13 protein-coding genes and 8 tRNA genes are annotated in these 17,443 nt (G+C 32.8%); all 21 read right to left on the reverse strand.

The window, feature by feature from the left end:
- Nucleotides 1-132: 132 nt before the first annotated feature.
- The 21 genes from BET03_RS12515 to BET03_RS12615 all read right to left on the reverse strand — a co-directional run bounded on the left by BET03_RS12515 (nucleotide 133) and on the right by BET03_RS12615 (nucleotide 17,126).
- Nucleotides 133-209, reverse strand: a tRNA-Arg gene (locus tag BET03_RS12515).
- Between the two features lie 111 nt (nucleotides 210-320).
- Nucleotides 321-397, reverse strand: a tRNA-Arg gene (locus tag BET03_RS12520).
- A gap of 185 nt (nucleotides 398-582) precedes the next feature.
- Nucleotides 583-657 (reverse strand) — tRNA-Gly (locus tag BET03_RS12525).
- Nucleotides 658-665: 8 nt separating this feature from the next.
- Nucleotides 666-750: transfer RNA gene (locus BET03_RS12530), tRNA-Leu, on the reverse strand.
- A gap of 5 nt (nucleotides 751-755) precedes the next feature.
- A tRNA-Lys gene (locus tag BET03_RS12535) sits at nucleotides 756-831 on the reverse strand.
- Nucleotides 832-845: 14 nt separating this feature from the next.
- A tRNA-His gene (locus BET03_RS12540) sits at nucleotides 846-922 on the reverse strand.
- 11 nt (nucleotides 923-933) lie between these two features.
- Nucleotides 934-1,010, reverse strand: a tRNA-Arg gene (locus BET03_RS12545).
- A gap of 5 nt (nucleotides 1,011-1,015) precedes the next feature.
- Nucleotides 1,016-1,089 (reverse strand) — tRNA-Gly (locus BET03_RS12550).
- A gap of 89 nt (nucleotides 1,090-1,178) precedes the next feature.
- A complete protein-coding gene (locus BET03_RS12555; protein WP_183108859.1) occupies nucleotides 1,179-1,661 on the reverse strand; it encodes a metallophosphoesterase in 483 nt (160 codons plus the stop codon).
- On the reverse strand, nucleotides 1,639-2,277 hold the full coding sequence (locus BET03_RS12560; RefSeq protein WP_120170644.1) for an XTP/dITP diphosphatase: 639 nt from the start codon (nucleotides 2,275-2,277) through the stop codon (nucleotides 1,639-1,641). Before BET03_RS12560 ends, BET03_RS12555 begins: the two co-directional genes overlap by 23 nt.
- On the reverse strand, nucleotides 2,267-3,058 hold the full coding sequence (rph, locus tag BET03_RS12565; protein WP_120170645.1) for a ribonuclease PH: 792 nt from the start codon (nucleotides 3,056-3,058) through the stop codon (nucleotides 2,267-2,269). Before rph ends, BET03_RS12560 begins: the two co-directional genes overlap by 11 nt.
- Nucleotides 3,059-3,673: 615 nt before the next feature.
- A complete protein-coding gene (locus tag BET03_RS12570) occupies nucleotides 3,674-4,699 on the reverse strand; it encodes a GerMN domain-containing protein (RefSeq protein WP_120170646.1) in 1,026 nt (341 codons plus the stop codon).
- 68 nt (nucleotides 4,700-4,767) lie between these two features.
- Nucleotides 4,768-6,834: an N-acetylmuramoyl-L-alanine amidase family protein gene (locus tag BET03_RS12575; RefSeq protein WP_120170647.1), complete on the reverse strand. Its 2,067-nt coding sequence runs from the start codon at nucleotides 6,832-6,834 to the stop codon at nucleotides 4,768-4,770.
- A 224-nt stretch (nucleotides 6,835-7,058) separates the two neighbouring features.
- Nucleotides 7,059-8,042 (reverse strand): AIR synthase family protein, encoded by a 984-nt coding sequence (locus tag BET03_RS12580; protein ID WP_120170648.1) that lies wholly within the window; start codon nucleotides 8,040-8,042, stop codon nucleotides 7,059-7,061.
- Nucleotides 8,043-8,109: 67 nt separating this feature from the next.
- Nucleotides 8,110-8,703, reverse strand: coding sequence for a hypothetical protein (locus BET03_RS12585; RefSeq protein ID WP_120170649.1), 594 nt, complete (start codon nucleotides 8,701-8,703; stop codon nucleotides 8,110-8,112).
- 361 nt (nucleotides 8,704-9,064) lie between these two features.
- Complete coding sequence (locus tag BET03_RS12590; RefSeq protein ID WP_120170650.1) at nucleotides 9,065-10,780, reverse strand: peptide ABC transporter substrate-binding protein; 1,716 nt, start codon at nucleotides 10,778-10,780, stop codon at nucleotides 9,065-9,067.
- Between the two features lie 250 nt (nucleotides 10,781-11,030).
- Nucleotides 11,031-12,773, reverse strand: a complete 1,743-nt coding sequence (locus BET03_RS12595) for a peptide ABC transporter substrate-binding protein (protein WP_120170651.1) — start codon at nucleotides 12,771-12,773, stop codon at nucleotides 11,031-11,033.
- Between the two features lie 480 nt (nucleotides 12,774-13,253).
- Nucleotides 13,254-14,231 carry an ABC transporter ATP-binding protein gene (locus BET03_RS12600; protein ID WP_120170652.1) on the reverse strand — a complete coding sequence of 326 codons (978 nt, stop codon included), beginning with the start codon at nucleotides 14,229-14,231 and terminating at the stop codon, nucleotides 13,254-13,256.
- Nucleotides 14,231-15,259, reverse strand: a complete 1,029-nt coding sequence (locus BET03_RS12605) for an ABC transporter ATP-binding protein (protein WP_120170653.1) — start codon at nucleotides 15,257-15,259, stop codon at nucleotides 14,231-14,233. Before BET03_RS12605 ends, BET03_RS12600 begins: the two co-directional genes overlap by 1 nt.
- Before the next feature lie 14 nt (nucleotides 15,260-15,273).
- Nucleotides 15,274-16,191 carry an ABC transporter permease gene (locus tag BET03_RS12610; RefSeq protein WP_120170654.1) on the reverse strand — a complete coding sequence of 306 codons (918 nt, stop codon included), beginning with the start codon at nucleotides 16,189-16,191 and terminating at the stop codon, nucleotides 15,274-15,276.
- A 14-nt stretch (nucleotides 16,192-16,205) separates the two neighbouring features.
- On the reverse strand, nucleotides 16,206-17,126 hold the full coding sequence (locus BET03_RS12615) for an ABC transporter permease (protein WP_120170655.1): 921 nt from the start codon (nucleotides 17,124-17,126) through the stop codon (nucleotides 16,206-16,208).
- Nucleotides 17,127-17,443 lie beyond the last annotated feature (317 nt).

Consider the following 17,443-nt stretch of genomic DNA (forward strand, 5'->3'; position numbering starts at 1 on the left):
TAAGGGAAAACGTTTGTAGGTTTATTAACAAAAAAATTGTAACATCTTTTAACCTTTACTTCAAGTATTTTTCATTTTTGTAATAATTTTAAACACAAAAAAATAACCTTGTGTTTACAAGGTTATTTTCTATGGTGCGCCCTGAGGGACTCGAACCCCCAACCAACTGATTCGAAGTCAGCGACTCTATCCAGTTGAGCTAAGGGCGCATAGGGGAGATGAAAGTATGTGTTGAACTTTGTCGTATGATGCAAAAACTCAAAAAAGTTGGCTTTAAGCCAACCACTTCTAGGTTGAATTATATTGGTTTATAGTTAAGTTGGTGCACCTGGGAGGATTCGAACCCCCGACACACGGATTAGAAGTCCGTTGCTCTATCCAACTGAGCTACAGGTGCAAAACTAAATCCGTTAGAATTTAAAATGTTAAATTTAAAATTGAAAATCAACTTATAAAAACCTTATATTTATATTTCTTTTATATATTATTTACATATACTGAAATTTTATTCTAAACAAAAAAAGAAACTATATTTTACATTTTTCATTATTAATTTTAAATTCCTTACTTTAGTAAGGTAATTGGAGCGGGAGACGGGATTCGAACCCGCGCCCCCCACCTTGGCAAGGTGGTGCTCTACCCCTGAGCTACTCCCGCAGGGGAATTGGTGCGGGAGAGAGGACTCGAACCCCCACGCCATAAGGCACTAGATCCTAAGTCTAGCGCGTCTGCCAATTCCGCCACTCCCGCACAAGTGGTGACCCATCTGCGACTCGAACGCAGGACACCCGGATTAAAAGTCCGGTGCTCTACCAACTGAGCTAATGGGTCATATTATAATATATTGGGGCGAGTAACGGGACTCGAACCCGTGGCCTCCAGAGCCACAATCTGGCGCTCTAACCACCTGAGCTATACCCGCCTCGTTTTTAATGGTGCACCTGGGAGGATTCGAACCCCCGACACACGGATTAGAAGTCCGTTGCTCTATCCAACTGAGCTACAGGTGCATAAATGGAGCGGGTGAAGGGAATCGAACCCTCGCAACTGGCTTGGAAGGCCAGGGCTCTACCACTGAGCTACACCCGCGTTTTTCAATCTGACAATATCAGATTATACAACATAAAACATATACTGTCAAGACTTTTTTATAAGTTTTTTTATTGCCTTTTTTTGGGTCAATCCTTTACTTTTATTATATTTGGCTTTATATTATCTTCTATCGTAATTAACCCATATGTTTTGTCAAGGTTTCTACCTCTTGGCCTTGAAATGCTTCCAGGGTTAAAAAATAATATGTTATCGAAATTCCTTAATGTAGGAATATGGGTATGTCCAAAAAAGACTGCATCAAGTTCTAATTCTTTGCTTCTATAATATAAATTCTGAAGACCCCTTTTAACACCATATCTGTGTCCATGGGTCAATAATATTCTCTTTCCATTTACTTTTATTATTTCTTCCTCAGGAGTATTATAATCTAGATAATCACAGTTCCCTCTAACATTTAATATAGTTATATTAAATTTTTCCTTTATTTGATTAACATCCTTAGTATAGTCTCCTAAATGAATAAACAAATCAACACTCTTTTCCTTTTCTAGTATTTCTGTGCATTTATGTATATCACCATGGGTGTCACTTACTACTAGTATTTTCATTCCTATCATCCTCTATTATATTCTTTAGTGCTTCCCTTAGTTTTTTCAAAGCATCTGCCCTATGGCTAATCTTATTTTTTATATCATCACCTAATTCTGCAAAAGTTTTATTATATCCATCTACTATAAACAATGGATCATATCCAAATCCATCCTCTCCCTCAGGAGTAAAGCCTATCTTTCCACTACATTCACCTGTTATAGTTATATGATTTTTATCCTCTAAAACAACAGCTATTACAGTTTTAAATTTGGCCGTTCTCTCTTCTAAAGGAACATCTTTAAGCTCTTTTAAGAGTTTTTCGTTATTGTTTTTATATGTTGCATTTTCTCCCGCATACCTTGATGAGTAAACCCCAGGCCTTCCATCTAACTTGTCTACAAATAATCCAGTATCATCAGCAATAACTATACCTTCAACTTTTTTTGATACCTCTAAAGCTTTTTTAAGGGCATTTTCCTTTAAAGTTTCACCATCTTCCACTACTTCTAAATCTTTAAGGCCTACTTCATCCTTTGAAAGGATATTAAATGGTAAGTCCTTTAATATACTTTTTATTTCCTCTATTTTATGGGGATTACCACTAGAAACTATTAAATTTTTCTTATTCTTCATTTTCCTCTTCTCCTTTATCAGGTTCTTCCTTATTAGGTTTTTCCATACCCACTAAATCAGCAATCTCTCCTAATACATCTCTCTGAGTTTTTGTAAGTTCTCTGTTTCCCTTTTCGGCTAATCTTATAAGCTCTACTAAATCTTCCCTTGAGAAAGGTGCTTCTTCTCCAGTCCCTTGTAATTCTACAAACTCTTCCTTATCAGTCATTATTACATTCATATCTACCTTAGCTTTAGAATCTTCTGCATAACAAAGATCTAATAACCTATTCTCATCTACTACACCTACACTAATAGCTGAAAGAAAGCTTTTTACAGGCATATAATCTATTTCACCTTCACTATATAACTTATAAAGAGCATCAACTAAAGCTACGAACCCACCAGTTATTGCTGCAGTTCTTGTACCTCCATCTGCCTGAATAACATCACAATCAACCCAAATAGTTCTTTCTCCTAGGTCTTCTAAATTAACAACAGACCTTAAAGACCTTCCTATAAGCCTTTGTATTTCTTGACTTCTTCCATCTATCCTACCTTTAGCAGCTGCTCTTATTTTTCTATTTTCAGTTGAGCCTGGTAACATAGAATACTCAGCAGTTACCCAACCTGTTCCTGTTCCTTTTAAAAAAGGTGGAACCCTATCTTCTACCATTGCAGTACATATTACTTTAGTATCTCCCATTTCTATAAGTACAGAACCTTGAGGGTGTTTTAAATAATTTCTAGTTATAGTGACTTTTCTAAGCTCATCAAACTTTCTGCCATCTACTCTAGTCATTATATCTCTCCTATCTACTGGTTTTGGTATATTATTTTGCCACACTTATTCTTATAATATCAAAACTTTTTATTTTTTTCTACCAAGAAAGACTAAGAAGTAAATGCTTGGAAGATCGTTACTTAACCTGAGAAAATAGCCTCTGTTGTCCGTTACTTTCCCTAGGAAGTAAGCCTAAGACGTCCGTTACTTTAATCTAAGGAGTAATGCTTCGCTGTCCGTTACTTAAGCCATGAAGTCTAGCCTACGAGGACCGTTACTTGACCTGAGAAATAAGGCTTCGAGGTCCGTTACTATAAATGCAGTTTTTGGTGGTTAGTGTATAGTGGTTGGGTTTTAGTAATGCTATGAAGATTATTGATTAAAAACAATTGTACTAAGTTCTTGCTATTAAAAGCAGTTCCTAGCTCTTTGATTTCAGCTCTTAGCAAAACTAAAATTTTTTGTCTAGGAACTAGGAACCAAGCGCTAACAACTGTACTTTACTAACTACCACCCACTAATAACTATTATTTTTTCTAATTGTCAATTGCTTTTATTACTCTGTTACTTCCAACAAAATAAAAAGGCACATTAAATGTGCCTTATAGTTTAAATTAACAATTATCTATTATTCTAATATTCATTTGCAAATACAGGGATACCTTCAGGTTCTCCAAATTCTATTCCAGCTTCTGCAGCAGTTTTACCATCAATTAATATTTCAATATCTTCAATTTCTTCAAATTGTCTTAGTGTTAATCCTATATTGCTAACCATACTATTAAACACAGGTTCACTTGCTATTGAATCAATAGAAGAAACTGATAAATCTATGTAAGCTATTCCATCACTAACCTCTACTCCTTGAAGTTGTACAGTGTCAGGTATATCAGTATATAGACCCGATGAAGCTGGAGCACCTTTAAATAATTCTTTAAGTGCAGTTAAAACATTTGCTTGTGGTGCTGATGTTGGTATAGTAACTGGAACGTAGTATTCATATTCACCATTTGAAGTTCCTTTATAGTAAACAACTACCTTTGAATTATAATCTCCTTGTGCACTCATAAGGTTTATATCTTCTCTATTTAAAGGTTTACTTACATCAGTACCATACTTTAACTTATCAACTATTTTTCCCTCTATCATAAATTGTACCTTACTTACTGCTGGAAACTCAGTTAAAGTATATACAATACCTCTAACTAGATTTTCTTCATCTTTTTGAGATTCATAGTTTAATATATCTTCTGTAAAATCTACCTTACATAAACCTGTATCTTCATGAATAGCCATACCTCTGATTTGAGTACCAGCTGGTATAATTGGAGAAAGCCCAATTGCACCTAAATCCTCTCTTAAGATAGGACTGTCAATCATATTTCTCAATGCAGCTTTAGCTATTCCTGTTTCCCATGGTATTTGTCTTTTAACAGGAATAAGATATCCATTTTCATTTTGGAAATATAATACAGTATCCCTTACTTTAACCTCATTCGATATTTCTATATCTTCCTCCACATCACTCCTAATTATTTCTACTTCTGGTTCTTCTTCATTTGATACTAAGTCTTTCATGACATCTACTGCTTTACAGCCATACATCGTAATTCCTAAAATTATGACAAGCATTAATACTAAAATTCTTTTTATATACATAAACTACCCTCCCCATATTTTCTGTTACTAAATTATATTAAATACAGGGAGGGTCTATGCTAATTTTTCTATTTTTCTTTGCTTTCAAGGTATTTTATTATACCATTTACGATAGCTTGTGCTGCTCTATCTTGATAACTGTCTGTTACAGCTAGCATTTCCTCTTCTTCATTGGTTAAAAAGCCTAACTCAACTAATACAGCTGGCATTTTAGTTTCCCTTACTACTACAAACTCTGGTTTCCTTATTATATCCCTATCCTCTCTTTTTAGTTCTTCTAGTAGTGCAAGGTGTATAGCCTCTGCAAATGGGAAGTTATCTTCTGTCTTTAATTCACTTTCATATGCTGGACAATAGAATGTTTGAATTCCAGAAACATCCCTTTTAGGATGTGCATTAAAGTGAATACTCACAAACAAATCTCCATCTGCGGCATTTGCAATATCTGCCCTTTCATAAAGATCTACAAACTTATCACTTTCTCTTGTAAGTACTGTTTTAAATCCTAATTCTTTTAATTTTTCGTTTAATTTTAGTGCAACTTTTAAATTTAGATATTTCTCTTTAACCTTTGTTACATAACCATGGGTACCTGGGTCTTTTCCACCATGTCCAGGGTCAATAACTATTACTTTATCACTATACTTACTATCTTCTTCTTTTTCTTCAATCTTCTCTTTAACAAAACTAAATTCTACTTCATCATCTCTATCTCTAGACTCAATCTCATATTTTACATTTTTTTGAAGCTTTATTTTTATAACTTTATCATCATCAATTTCCTCTACTTTAATATTATTTATGAAGTCATCATTTATTACTAATAATCCATCTTCAATCCTCGTTCTTCTATCAGGTAGTTTTACTGTTATTATTCTTTTATCTTCATTATATTCTACATCATAGCTTGTCCTGCGTGTAGCATCAATCTCTAGATTAGCTTCTAAGTCTTCAACATCATAATCCATTTCATCTAAAACTTTATCATCAACAAAAAGGATTATTTTATCTTTATCAAACTCTGCAATTAAATTTGGTTTTTCTTCTTTTTCTTTTATATCTAACACTATTCGTACTATTTTTTCCTTATTACTGTATAAACCATCAGGCATAAACTGTGATGTTCTTATTCCTTTTAAATATTCAGTTTCTACATCATATTTATTTTTTTCTGTGGCCAGTATTGAATCCATTAAATCTAACACTATTCTATCAGGATTGGAAAGTCTTAATACATTATAATCTGGAACCTTAGATGTATTAATTACAATAGCATCTTTTCTATCTACCTTCTCAAGTTCTATATCTTCAACTTTATTTAAAAATGATATTTCAAGTTTTTTATCGTTAATATACTTTATTTTATGTTCTACTAGCTTGTCTAGTTCTACTACGACTCTTGTTGTATTTGGGTCTGTTGAAAATTGTGAAGTCCTAACTTCTTTAATAGGGTATTCATCTATATCTATCTCAACAACGCCATTAGACTCAATTATATTTTCGTTTTCTATATTAAGTTTAGTCTTAGGTATATCAACAACAAGTCTATATGGATCCTCAAGATAAATAGAATTATAATTTACCATACCTGTAGTTTCTACAATAATTTTAGGCATGGACCCCTTTAAATCAACTAAAATGTTGGTAATCTCTTGTTCATTATAATCAATAGTTCCTGTCCAAGTTTCTGGAATCCATCCTACCTTAAAACCTAGTGCCTCTGATACAAACCTTAAAGGTACCATAGTTCTATCACTTATAAGTTTAGCTGGTACTCCATATGGAAGTTCCTTTTCTTCCCCGTTTATTTTTACAGTAGAACTATCTATTTTTAATATTATTTCTTTATCTGAAGTTTTTATTGTTGCCTCTCTATTTTCTTGATTCCAACTAATATCTGCCATCAAGTGATTAGCAACAAATCTTATTGGAACTAAAGTTCTATTATCATATAAAACAGGGGGTACATCCGAGTCTATAGGTTCTCCATTAATTAATACATTTATTTTCTTTAATTTTACTGTATCTCCATCAACCCTTACATCTACCAACTCAGGTTCATATTCAGCATATGAAATATGTACTACTCCTAGTATCATTACTAAAATAATACTTAATGCAACTAATCTCTTCATTTATTAAGCCCCCTTATAAACCATCTCTGACAATTGGTGAAAAAATATGACATAATTTGATATTCACATTTTTATTTATACCATTATTAAAAAGCTAATGTCAATTAATATTAGAATTTGTAATGATAATTTAATTTTAGTAATATTTCTTTAATGTAAAAAGTGGCCAAAATGGCCACCTTTAGCTATTAATGCCAATTTATTCATCTGTGAACAAAAAATTTTTAAACAACTTTATATAACTCATCACTTTCTGGTTGTCCTATTTCAACTATTTGTCCATCATTTTCCATTATGATACCCTCTTCTATTACTTCTCCAATAACTGAAATATTAATTCCTTCTTTATTTAGTCTTTCTTCTATAATATTAACCTTTTCATCAGGAGCTATTATAAGCATACTTCCGCTTGATATAAGTTTTAATGGGTCTATATTAAAGAACTTACATATTTCTTTTGTTGAATCTAAAATAGGAATACTATTCTTTTTTATCCTTATTCCCTTACCTATTGCCTTTGCCGCCTCCCATACTGCTCCTAATACTCCTCCCTCTGTAATATCATGCATATATGGTACTCCAATATTTCCACAAATTATTCCTTCTTTAACAACACTAATACTATTTAAAAGTTTTTTCCCATTTTCTATTAATTTTTTAGAAATTTTTCCTTGAAGTTTATATTCCAATTCATTTGCAATTATACCTGTTCCTTCTAGGGCTGCTACTTTGGTAATTAGTACTTTATCCTTTGGCTTTATATTATCTAATGGAATAACTTTTTCTTTAGCCTTCTTACCTATAACCGTAGTTGTTACAACAATCTTATTTACTGCATCTGTTATTTCAGTATGACCTCCTATAATTTCAACATTCAGCTTAGAGGCTGTTTCTCCTGCTTCATCCATTATAATTTCAATATCTTTTTCAGTTGTATCTTTAGGTGCTAGTATTGTCATAAGAAGTCCTATAGGCTCTGCACCATTTGAGGCAACATCATTACATGATATATGTACTGCTATACTACCTATATTTTTACTTGCACCAGTTATAGGGTCAGTTGAAGTTACGCAGACATCCTTTCCAAAGTCTAATACTGCACAGTCTCTACCTATACCTGCCCTTTCCAATACTTCTTCCCTTTTATTTTTTATATTTGAGAAAACTAGTTTTTCTAGTAAATCATTTGGTAATTTTCCTATTTCCATCCTACCAACTCCCAACATAGAAAAATAATTATCAAAAACAATTACACATTTAATATTCTATCAAAAACTATAGTTTTTTCGTAGTGAAAAACCTTTTCCATTCTTCAACTGACATTATTTTATGGTCTGAAACTATTGACAATAACTTGATATCTTTAGGTAATATATCGTGAAAAATTAAAACCTCTGCATCATATCCTTTGTTTTTGTCCTTTCTTTTTTCTAAATTATCTGTAAAGCTTAGGGATGTTTCCCAATATCTTTGAATAATTTTTTCACCATTTTTTTTAATATATTCCTCTGCTTCTTTAAACTCTTCAATGTTCTTTAGTATATATGGTTCATATAAGCAATTTGCTAAGTTTTCATTTGCAATCCAACACTTTTTAGGGTTAATTTTCACAGCAAGTAAAGCACTGTGGGAGTGAAAGTAATGGTTGCTTGAGAAGTTCATGCTACCAAATATAGCCTTTTCTCTAATAACCCAATCTGGTATATAAATAGGCTTATATTTATCTATAAACCTATGGAACTGTAAATACTTAGTTACATAGGTGTTTTTATCATCATATTTAATCCCTCTATTAAGGGTCTTATTAAGGTCTGTAATTGGCACTATATGATATATGTATCCTGTTTGTGTGTAGTCTGAAAATAACATAATTACCATCTCCATTTAAGAAGTCATCTTTATTATTAACTGTTTTGAAGGGAATTTATTCTAAAAAAATATTTAAAATAATACAATTTAAAAATGGACAAAATATTTATAAAGAATTGTTTTTTGTAGCATATTTTTTATCGTACTTAATTCAGGAGGTGAACACAATAATAAATATTAATTGCTCCGAGGATTGCCTCTATCAGATTGATGGTTTATGTACATTAACTTATGCTGCAAATTCATCGGGCTTAACCCATAATAATTGTCCCTATTATAAATATAAGAACAAAGCTAATGGAAACAAATTAAAAAACAAAAAATAATTAAAACCCCAGTCAATTTGACTGGGGTTTTAATCTTAATGTTCTAAGATGTATGCATATTTCTTACCATTTTCAACTTGTAATGGAAGTCTTATCATGCCTTTTACGTATGGTCTTTGTAGTATAAGTGAAACATCATACATATATGGTGCTATAGGCATTTCTTCTAATAATATCTTCTCAGCATCTAACATTGCTTGCATACGCTCTTTTGGATCCATTGTTGTTTGAGCCTTTTCTATTAACTTATCATATTCTTCATTTGACCAGAAGGCATCATTTACAGAACCATCTGTAATCCACATATCCATAAATGTCATTGCATCGTTGTAGTCTCCAATCCATCCTGAGAATGCGAAAGCATAATCACCTTTATTTTCTCTATCTATCTTAATCTTAAATGTTGACTGTTCAATTTCAACATCTACACCAAGTACCTCTTTCCAATGTTGCTGCCAGATTTGTGCATTTTGAAGGTTATTATCTCCATTAAATGTTAGGAACTTAACTCCATTTAAGTCTTCTCTAGTTTTTCCTATTTCAGCTAATCCTTCATCTAGTAATTGATTAGCCTTTTCCTTCATGTCTTCTCCAGCACCTAAGTCTTGGAATAGATCTCCATTCATTTCTCTGAATGTCTTTCCATCTACTCCTGGTATTCCTGGAGGTACAAATCCAAATGCTGGTGGTGTTGTTCCTTTAGTTCTTAAATCAAGTATTTTCTTTCTATCTACAGCCATTGCAAATGCTTTTCTTATTTTAGCATTTTTGAAGAACTCATTTTTAACATTAAACTTGAAGTAGAAAGTTGCTGCCTTTGGTACTTGAACTATTTCATCTTTATACTTGTCAATAAATTGTGTTGGTACTTCAATGTAATCTAATTGTCCTGTTTCGTATAAGTTAATTCTTGTGTTTGAATCCTTTATCATTGAAGCTTCTATTCTTTCAAGCTTAACTGAGTCTGCATCCCAATAGTTTTCATTCTTTTCCATTACTAGCTTTTGTTCATGTATCCATTCAGTTATCTTGAATGGTCCACTTGCTACAAAGTATTCTGCTTCAGAACCATATTTATCGCCCCATTTTTCTACTAAATCTTTTCTTACTGGTAAGAATGTACTATGTTGTAATTTGCTTATAAATGCTGGGTTTGGAGCCTTTAATGTAACTTGTAATGTCTTATCATCTAATGCCTTAACTCCTACCTTATCAGGATCTTCTATTTCTCCTATGTTATACGCTTCTGCATTCTTAATGTCATATGCTATAAACGCATATGGTGAAGCAGTTTCTGGAGCTAATGCTCTCTTCCATGCAAATTCAAAGTCATGGGCTGTAACTGGCTGTCCATCTTCCCATTTAGCATCTCTTAAATGGAATGTATATACTGTACCATCTTCGCTGATTTCCCAATCTTTAGCCATTCCTGAACCTTTTTTAATTTGGCCATCATTGTCCATTCTTATAATTCCTTCTAATGTATCTAGTAGTACCTCACTTGAAACTGCATCTTGGCTTAATTGTGGGTCTAAACATGGTGGTTCTTCAGCTAAGTTAACTCTAAGTACTTGCTCTTCTGCTAACTTTTCAGTTGCATCATTGTTTTGTTCTTGATTTTGTTCTTGGTTTTCTCCAGTATTTTCACCTGGTTGTGGTTCTTGAGTATCTTGACCACCACATCCAGTTAGTGCTATGGATGCTACCATAACAAATACAAGAGTCAAAATAATCCACTTATTACGTCTCATTTAATTTCCCCCTTCTGCAAATTTTGAAATTTTCTAAAAACTAATATCGATTATATTTTTTTATTAAAATCTTGTCAAGAATTTATTTTTAATTGGTAACAATAGGTAAGTTGAATATTTTTCCATCGGCGTCAAACCTGTATTTTTACAGCTTTATAGCCATTTTAATTTTGTTACATTTTTTTAGGATTTTTATTAAAAGAATTTAATACATAAAAAAACCCCAGTCAAATTGACTGGGGTTTTAATTTTAATGTTCTAAGATGTACGCATATTTCTTACCATTTTCAACTTGTAATGGAAGTCTTATCATGCCTTTTACGTATGGTCTTTGTACTATACGATCAACTGCAAACATGTAAGGTGAAATAGGCATTTCTTCCATTAATATCTTCTCAGCATCTAACATTGCTTGCATACGCTCTTTTGGATCCATTGTTGTTTGAGCCTTTTCTATTAGCTTATCATATTCTTCATTTGACCAACCTGGGTCATTAAATTCTCCATTTGTAATCCACATATCCATGTAAGTCATTGGATCATTGTAGTCTCCAATCCATCCTGAGAATGAGAATTGGTAATTACCTTTATCTTCTTTGTCTAGCTTAATCTTGAATGTTGACTGTTCAATTTCAACATTTACTCCAAGGTTTTCTCTCCAATATTGTTGCCAGATTTGTGCAACTTGAAGGTTGTTATCTCCATTATATGTTAAGAACTTAAGTCCTTTTAAGTCTTCTCTAGTTTTGCCAACTTCAGCTAATCCTTCATCTAGTAATTGATTAACCTTTTCTTTCATGTCTTCTCCAGCACCTAAGTCTTGGAATAAATCTCCATTCATTTCTCTGAATGTCTTTCCATCTACTCCTGGTATTCCTGGAGGTACAAATCCAAATGCTGGTGGTGTCATACCTTTAGTTCTAAGCTCTAATATCTTAGCTCTATCTATAGCTAATGCAAATGCCTTTCTTACCTTAGCACTCTTGAAAATATCGTTTTGAGCATTAAAGTTAAAGTAGTAAACTGCTGCTCTAGGTACTTGCATAATCTCATCTTTATACTTGTCAATAAATTGTGATGGAACTACTGTATAGTCTAATTGTCCAGTTTCATATAGGTTAATCATTGTGTTAGAATCATCTATCATTAAAGCTTCTATTCTTTCAAGCTTAACTGCGTCTGCATCCCAATAGTTTTCATTCTTTTCCATTACTAGCTTTTGTTCATGTATCCATTCAGTTATCTTAAATGGTCCACATGCTACAAAATATTCTGCTTCAGAACCGTATTTGTCGCCCCATTTTTCTATTAGGTCTTCTCTTACTGGTAAGAATGTACTATGTTGCAATTTGCTTATAAATGCTGGGTTTGGAGCCTTTAATGTAACTTGTAATGTCTTATCATCTAATGCCTTAACTCCTACCTTATCAGGATCTTTTATTTTTCCTGTGTTATACTCTTCTGCATTCTTAATGTCATATGCTATAAATGCATAACTTGAAGCAGTTTCTGGAGCTAATGCTCTCTTCCATGCAAATTCAAAGTCATGGGCTGTAACTGGCTGTCCATCTTCCCACTCAGCATCTCTTAGATGGAATGTATATACTGTACCTTCTTCATTGATTTCCCAATCTTCAGCCATTCCTGAACCTTTTTTAATTTGACCACTATTATCCATTCTTATGATTCCTTCTAATGTATCTAGTAGTACCTCACTTGAAACTGCATCAGTACTAATTTGTGGATCTAAGCATGGTGGTTCTTCACCTAAGTTAACTCTAAGTACTTGCTCTTCTGCTAACTTTTCACCTTTTGGCTCTTCTTTAGCTTCATCTGTACCCTGTTCTTGTTTATCTGTATCTTCACCAGCACCTTGCTCTTGCTGATCTTGTGGCTGAGTATCTTCTCCTTGACCTCCACCACAACCTGTTAATGCTAATGAAGCTACCATTACAAAAACTAGTAGTAATACTAGCCATTTACCTTTTCTCATCTAATAATCCCCCTTCGTTGATTTTTTAGAATATTGCTAATAATGTAAATATTCTAAATTCTTATTTTGCACCCCCTTTACAATAGAAAGTAAAAAGTCAAAAAAATTTTATTTTAGATTTAGAACAATCTAAAATATTACAAGATAATATAAAAGTTATTAATAACTTTTAAAACGTATTAATTTTTCTAAGTCTTTATTAATTGTGTGTAATTTATTTGTTACGAGGATTTAATAAAAGTATAAATTATTATTAATAGGATGTCAAGTTAAAAAATGGCTTTTAGTTTTTGTTACCTTTTTATATACCTTACTATATTTATTTATTACTAAGATACGCTATATTTTTTTAATTTATTACTATTTTCAAGAATAAATAAAAACAAGGATTAAATTATTAACTAAACAAAAAAAGCTAACGGATTATAATCCATTAGCTTTTTAACATAATTGTTTCAAAAACTTAATATTTTATATTAATTATTTTACTTTATGACATGCTACAAAATGTCCAGGCTTAACTTCTTTTAATTTAGGTGTTTCCTTTCTACATATATCATCACACATATTACACCTAGACTGGAACTTACAGCCTGGAGGTGGGTCTATAGGACTTGGTACATCCCCTTCTAGTATAATTCTCTTTCTGTTTCTTTCTACCTCAGGATCTGGAATTGGTATAGCTGATAATAATGCCTTAGTGTAAGGATGAAGTGGATTTTCATATAGTTCATGACTTTCTGTTAATTCCATAATTGATCCAAGGTACATAACAGCAATTCTATCTGATATATGCTTAACCATACTTAAGTCATGGGCAATGAATAAATAAGTTAATCCAAACTCTTTTTGTAGGTCTATAAGAAGGTTAACTACCTGAGCCTGAATAGACACATCAAGGGCAGAAATCGGCTCATCACACACGATAAATTTAGGCTCTATGGCTAATGCCCTTGCTATACCTATACGCTGTCTCTGACCACCACTAAACTCGTGTGGGAATCTATTAGCATGTTCTCTATTTAACCCTACTATTTCAAGTAGTTCATAAATTCTTTTTTGTCTCTCTTTTCCTTTATAAAGACCATGAATGTCAATTCCTTCTCCAATTATATCAGCAACAGTCATACGAGGATTAAGGGAGGCATATGGGTCTTGGAAAATCATTTGTGCTTCCCTTGTATATTTCTTCATTTCCTTTTTATTCAACTTATGAACATTCATACCATCAAATATAACTTCGCCGCCTGTTGCCTCATATAGCCTTATTATTGTTCTACCTGTAGTAGACTTACCACAACCAGACTCACCAACTAATCCTAAAGTCTCTCCCTCTTTAATTGAAAATGATATATCATCAACTGCCTTTAAGACAGAACCTCTCCCAACATTAAAATACTTCTTTAGGTTTTTAACTTGAATAAGATCTTTTGCATTTGATAAATCTTTTGTTGCCACTAGCCTTCCCTCCTCTCTGCTACTGGGTTCTCTACTTTTGGAGCCATTTCATGCTGTAACCAACAGTGTACATAATGGTTATCGCTAACTTGTGTTTTTTCTGGGAATTCTTCTTTACATATTCTCATAGCATGTTCACATCTAGCGGCAAATGGACATCCTTTTGGTGGTGAAAATAAATCTGGTGGTGTACCTTCAATTGGTACTAATCTTTCTTTATTTTTAGTATCTAGTCTTGGAACTGATTGTAATAATCCCCATGTATATGGATGTTGTGGATTATAGAATATTTCATCAAGGGTTCCAGTTTCTACAATAACTCCAGCATACATTACTGCTACTCTATTAGCAATATCTGCAACAACTCCAAGGTCATGGGTAATTAGTATAATTGCAGTATCAAGTTTCTCTTGTAGATCTCTCATTAAATCAAGAATCTGAGCCTGAATAGTAACATCAAGTGCAGTAGTTGGCTCATCGGCTATTAATAGCTTTGGATTACATGCCAAAGCTATAGCTATCATAGCCCTTTGTCTCATACCACCACTAAATTCATGAGGATATTGGTCTACCCTCTTTTCTGGAGTTGGTATTCCAACAAGCTTAAGCATTTCTATAGCCTTTTCTTTAGCCTCTTTTTTGTTCAATTTTTGGTGTTTAATAAGGCCTTCCATTATCTGCTTACCAACTTTCATAGTTGGGTTTAATGATGTCATTGGGTCCTGAAAAATCATACCTATTTCACTACCACGTACTGATTCCATCTGTTTATCTGTAAGCTTAGTTAATTCTCTTCCATCAAATTTTATAGAACCTTCTTTAATTCTTCCCGGTGGCATTGGTATTAGCTTCATAATTGACTGAGATGTTACTGACTTACCACATCCAGATTCTCCAACTATAGCTAATGTTTCTCCTTTATTTACATGGAAAGTAACTCCTCTAACTGCTTGTACTTCACCTGCGTAAGTGTCAAAAGACACCTTTAAATTATTAACTTCTAATAGAACTCTATTTTTATCAACCATTATTATTACCCTCCTTACTGTCTTAGTCTTGGATCTAGAGCATCTCTTAAACCATCACCAAATAAGTTGAATGCTAGCATCAGAATACTTATTATCAGTGATGGGAAGAATAACTGGTATGGATGTACTAGAAGCATACGTATACCATCCCTAGATAATGATCCAAGACTTGCATAAGGCACTGGAATTCCTAGACCTATAAAGCTTAGGAAAGCCTCAGTAAATATAGCAGTCGGGATAGCAAAAGTTAAGTTAACAATAATTACTCCCATTGTATTTGGAATAAGGTGTCTTAATATAATTCTTTTTGCGTCAGCACCTAAAGTTTTAGCTGCCATAACAAATTCCATTTCTTTTAATTGGAGTACCTGACCACGTACTAGACGTGCTGTACCTCCCCAGCCGGCTATTGCCATAGCTATAATTATAGTTCCTAATCCTCTTTCCATAACAACCATAAGCATAATTACCCATAGTAAGAATGGAATTGAGAATAATATATCAACAATACGCATCATTATATTGTCTACATTTCCACCAAGATAACCTGCAATACCTCCATAAATAACTCCTATTGTAAAGTTTAATAATGCAACAACTACTCCGATAAATATGGAAATTCTTGCTCCTACCCAACATCTAACAAATAAACTTCTTCCTAATTCATCTGTACCAAACCAGTACTCACTGCTAGGTGTTTGGTTCATAAGTAACAGATCACCTTCATCAAATTTATATGGTCTCATATAAGGACCAGCCAAAGACATAAAAATCATAATACCTAATATTATAAGAGAAGCAATTGCTAATTTGTTTGCTTTCAGCCTTCTCCAAGCATCTTGCCAATATGTCATACTAGGCCTAACAACAGCTTGTGATTCTTTTATACTTTTCCCTACAATCTCAAACTTTTCTCTGCTTAATTCTGCCATCTAATCTTCCCTCCTTACTCATCTATTCTTATTCTTGGATCTACTATTCCGTAAAGTATATCAACTACAAATACCATCATAATTAGTAATGTTGCATAGAATAATGTTGTACCAAGTATTAATGTATAGTCACGTTGATTAATCGCATCAACGAAATATTTACCCATTCCTGGAATACCAAATATACTTTCTATTACGAATGAACCAGTCATAATTGCTGCTGTTAAAGGACCAAGAACTGTTATTACAGGTAGGATTGCATTTCTGATAACGTGTTTTACTACTATAGCAGGCTTAGATAATCCTTTAGCCTTTGCAGTTTTAATGTAGTCTTGACCCATAATTTCAATCATGTTTGTTCTCATTAATCTAGCCTGGAATGCTATAAGTCTAAAACCAAGAGCAAAGACGGGTAATATCATAAATTTAAGTTTTCCCCAACCTGCAACAGGTAAAATTTCAAGTTGAACACCAAACCAATACTGGAACATTCCGGCAAGAACGAAACTAGGTACAGATACACCTATAACTGCTACTAATATTGCAAAATAGTCAAAGAAGCCTTTATTGTTTAAGGCGGCTATTATTCCCAGAGTTAATCCCAGAGTAACACCAACTCCTACTGCTGCCAATCCTAATTTTGCCGAATTAGGAAAAGCTGAAAATAATATTCCGTTTACTGTCCTGTTTTTATACCTTAATGATATTCCTAAATCTCCCTTAGCTAAATTTTTAAGATATAGGAAGTATTGAACAATAAGTGGTTTGTCCAAATTATATTTACGCTTTAAGTTTTCCATAATTTCTGGGGGAAGTTTTTTAGAATCTGTAAAAGGGTCTCCAGGTATAGCATGCATTAAAAAGAATGTAACTGTGGCAATAAGCCATATACTTATAACCATATAAATAAGCCTTTTAGTTATATATTTTCCCATTCTTTCACACCTCCGATTGTAATATTTTAGAATTTTCGGTCAAATTAAAGTAGATAATTAATTTTTTACCAGTTTTCCACCTCCCGATAATTTCTTTCCCAATCCTATTGCAAAAGTTAATCAATTAAAATCAATTTACAGAAAATTATGTTATTTCATATGACAAGGTGTGGATAAATATACTAAAAAAATAAATGTTTAAAATACTTCTATTATAATATATAGGACTTTATTACTTTTTTCAAGATTTTAGATTATTTAGATTGTCTAACAATCAATAGGTTGATGTAAATAGCTAAAATAAGGGCTTTATTAAC

The organism is Thermohalobacter berrensis, from assembly GCF_003609645.1.
GTDB classification, from domain to species: domain Bacteria; phylum Bacillota; class Clostridia; order Tissierellales; family Thermohalobacteraceae; genus Thermohalobacter; species Thermohalobacter berrensis.

Bases quoted from the DNA above. Each gene is read 5' to 3' on its own strand.
- BET03_RS12560 (WP_120170644.1), bottom strand. From the start codon at position 2,277: ATGAAGAATAAGAAAAATTTAATAGTTTCTAGTGGTAATCCCCATAAA.
- BET03_RS12570 (WP_120170646.1), bottom strand. From the start codon at position 4,699: ATGTATATAAAAAGAATTTTAGTATTAATGCTTGTCATAATTTTAGGA.
- BET03_RS12615 (WP_120170655.1), bottom strand. From the start codon at position 17,126: ATGGGAAAATATATAACTAAAAGGCTTATTTATATGGTTATAAGTATA.
- rph (WP_120170645.1), bottom strand. From the start codon at position 3,058: ATGACTAGAGTAGATGGCAGAAAGTTTGATGAGCTTAGAAAAGTCACT.
- BET03_RS12575 (WP_120170647.1), bottom strand. From the start codon at position 6,834: ATGAAGAGATTAGTTGCATTAAGTATTATTTTAGTAATGATACTAGGA.
- BET03_RS12585 (WP_120170649.1), bottom strand. From the start codon at position 8,703: ATGTTATTTTCAGACTACACACAAACAGGATACATATATCATATAGTG.
- BET03_RS12555 (WP_183108859.1), bottom strand. From the start codon at position 1,661: ATGAAAATACTAGTAGTAAGTGACACCCATGGTGATATACATAAATGC.
- BET03_RS12590 (WP_120170650.1), bottom strand. From the start codon at position 10,780: ATGAGACGTAATAAGTGGATTATTTTGACTCTTGTATTTGTTATGGTA.
- BET03_RS12610 (WP_120170654.1), bottom strand. From the start codon at position 16,191: ATGGCAGAATTAAGCAGAGAAAAGTTTGAGATTGTAGGGAAAAGTATA.
- BET03_RS12580 (WP_120170648.1), bottom strand. From the start codon at position 8,042: ATGGAAATAGGAAAATTACCAAATGATTTACTAGAAAAACTAGTTTTC.
- BET03_RS12605 (WP_120170653.1), bottom strand. From the start codon at position 15,259: ATGGTTGATAAAAATAGAGTTCTATTAGAAGTTAATAATTTAAAGGTG.
- BET03_RS12595 (WP_120170651.1), bottom strand. From the start codon at position 12,773: ATGAGAAAAGGTAAATGGCTAGTATTACTACTAGTTTTTGTAATGGTA.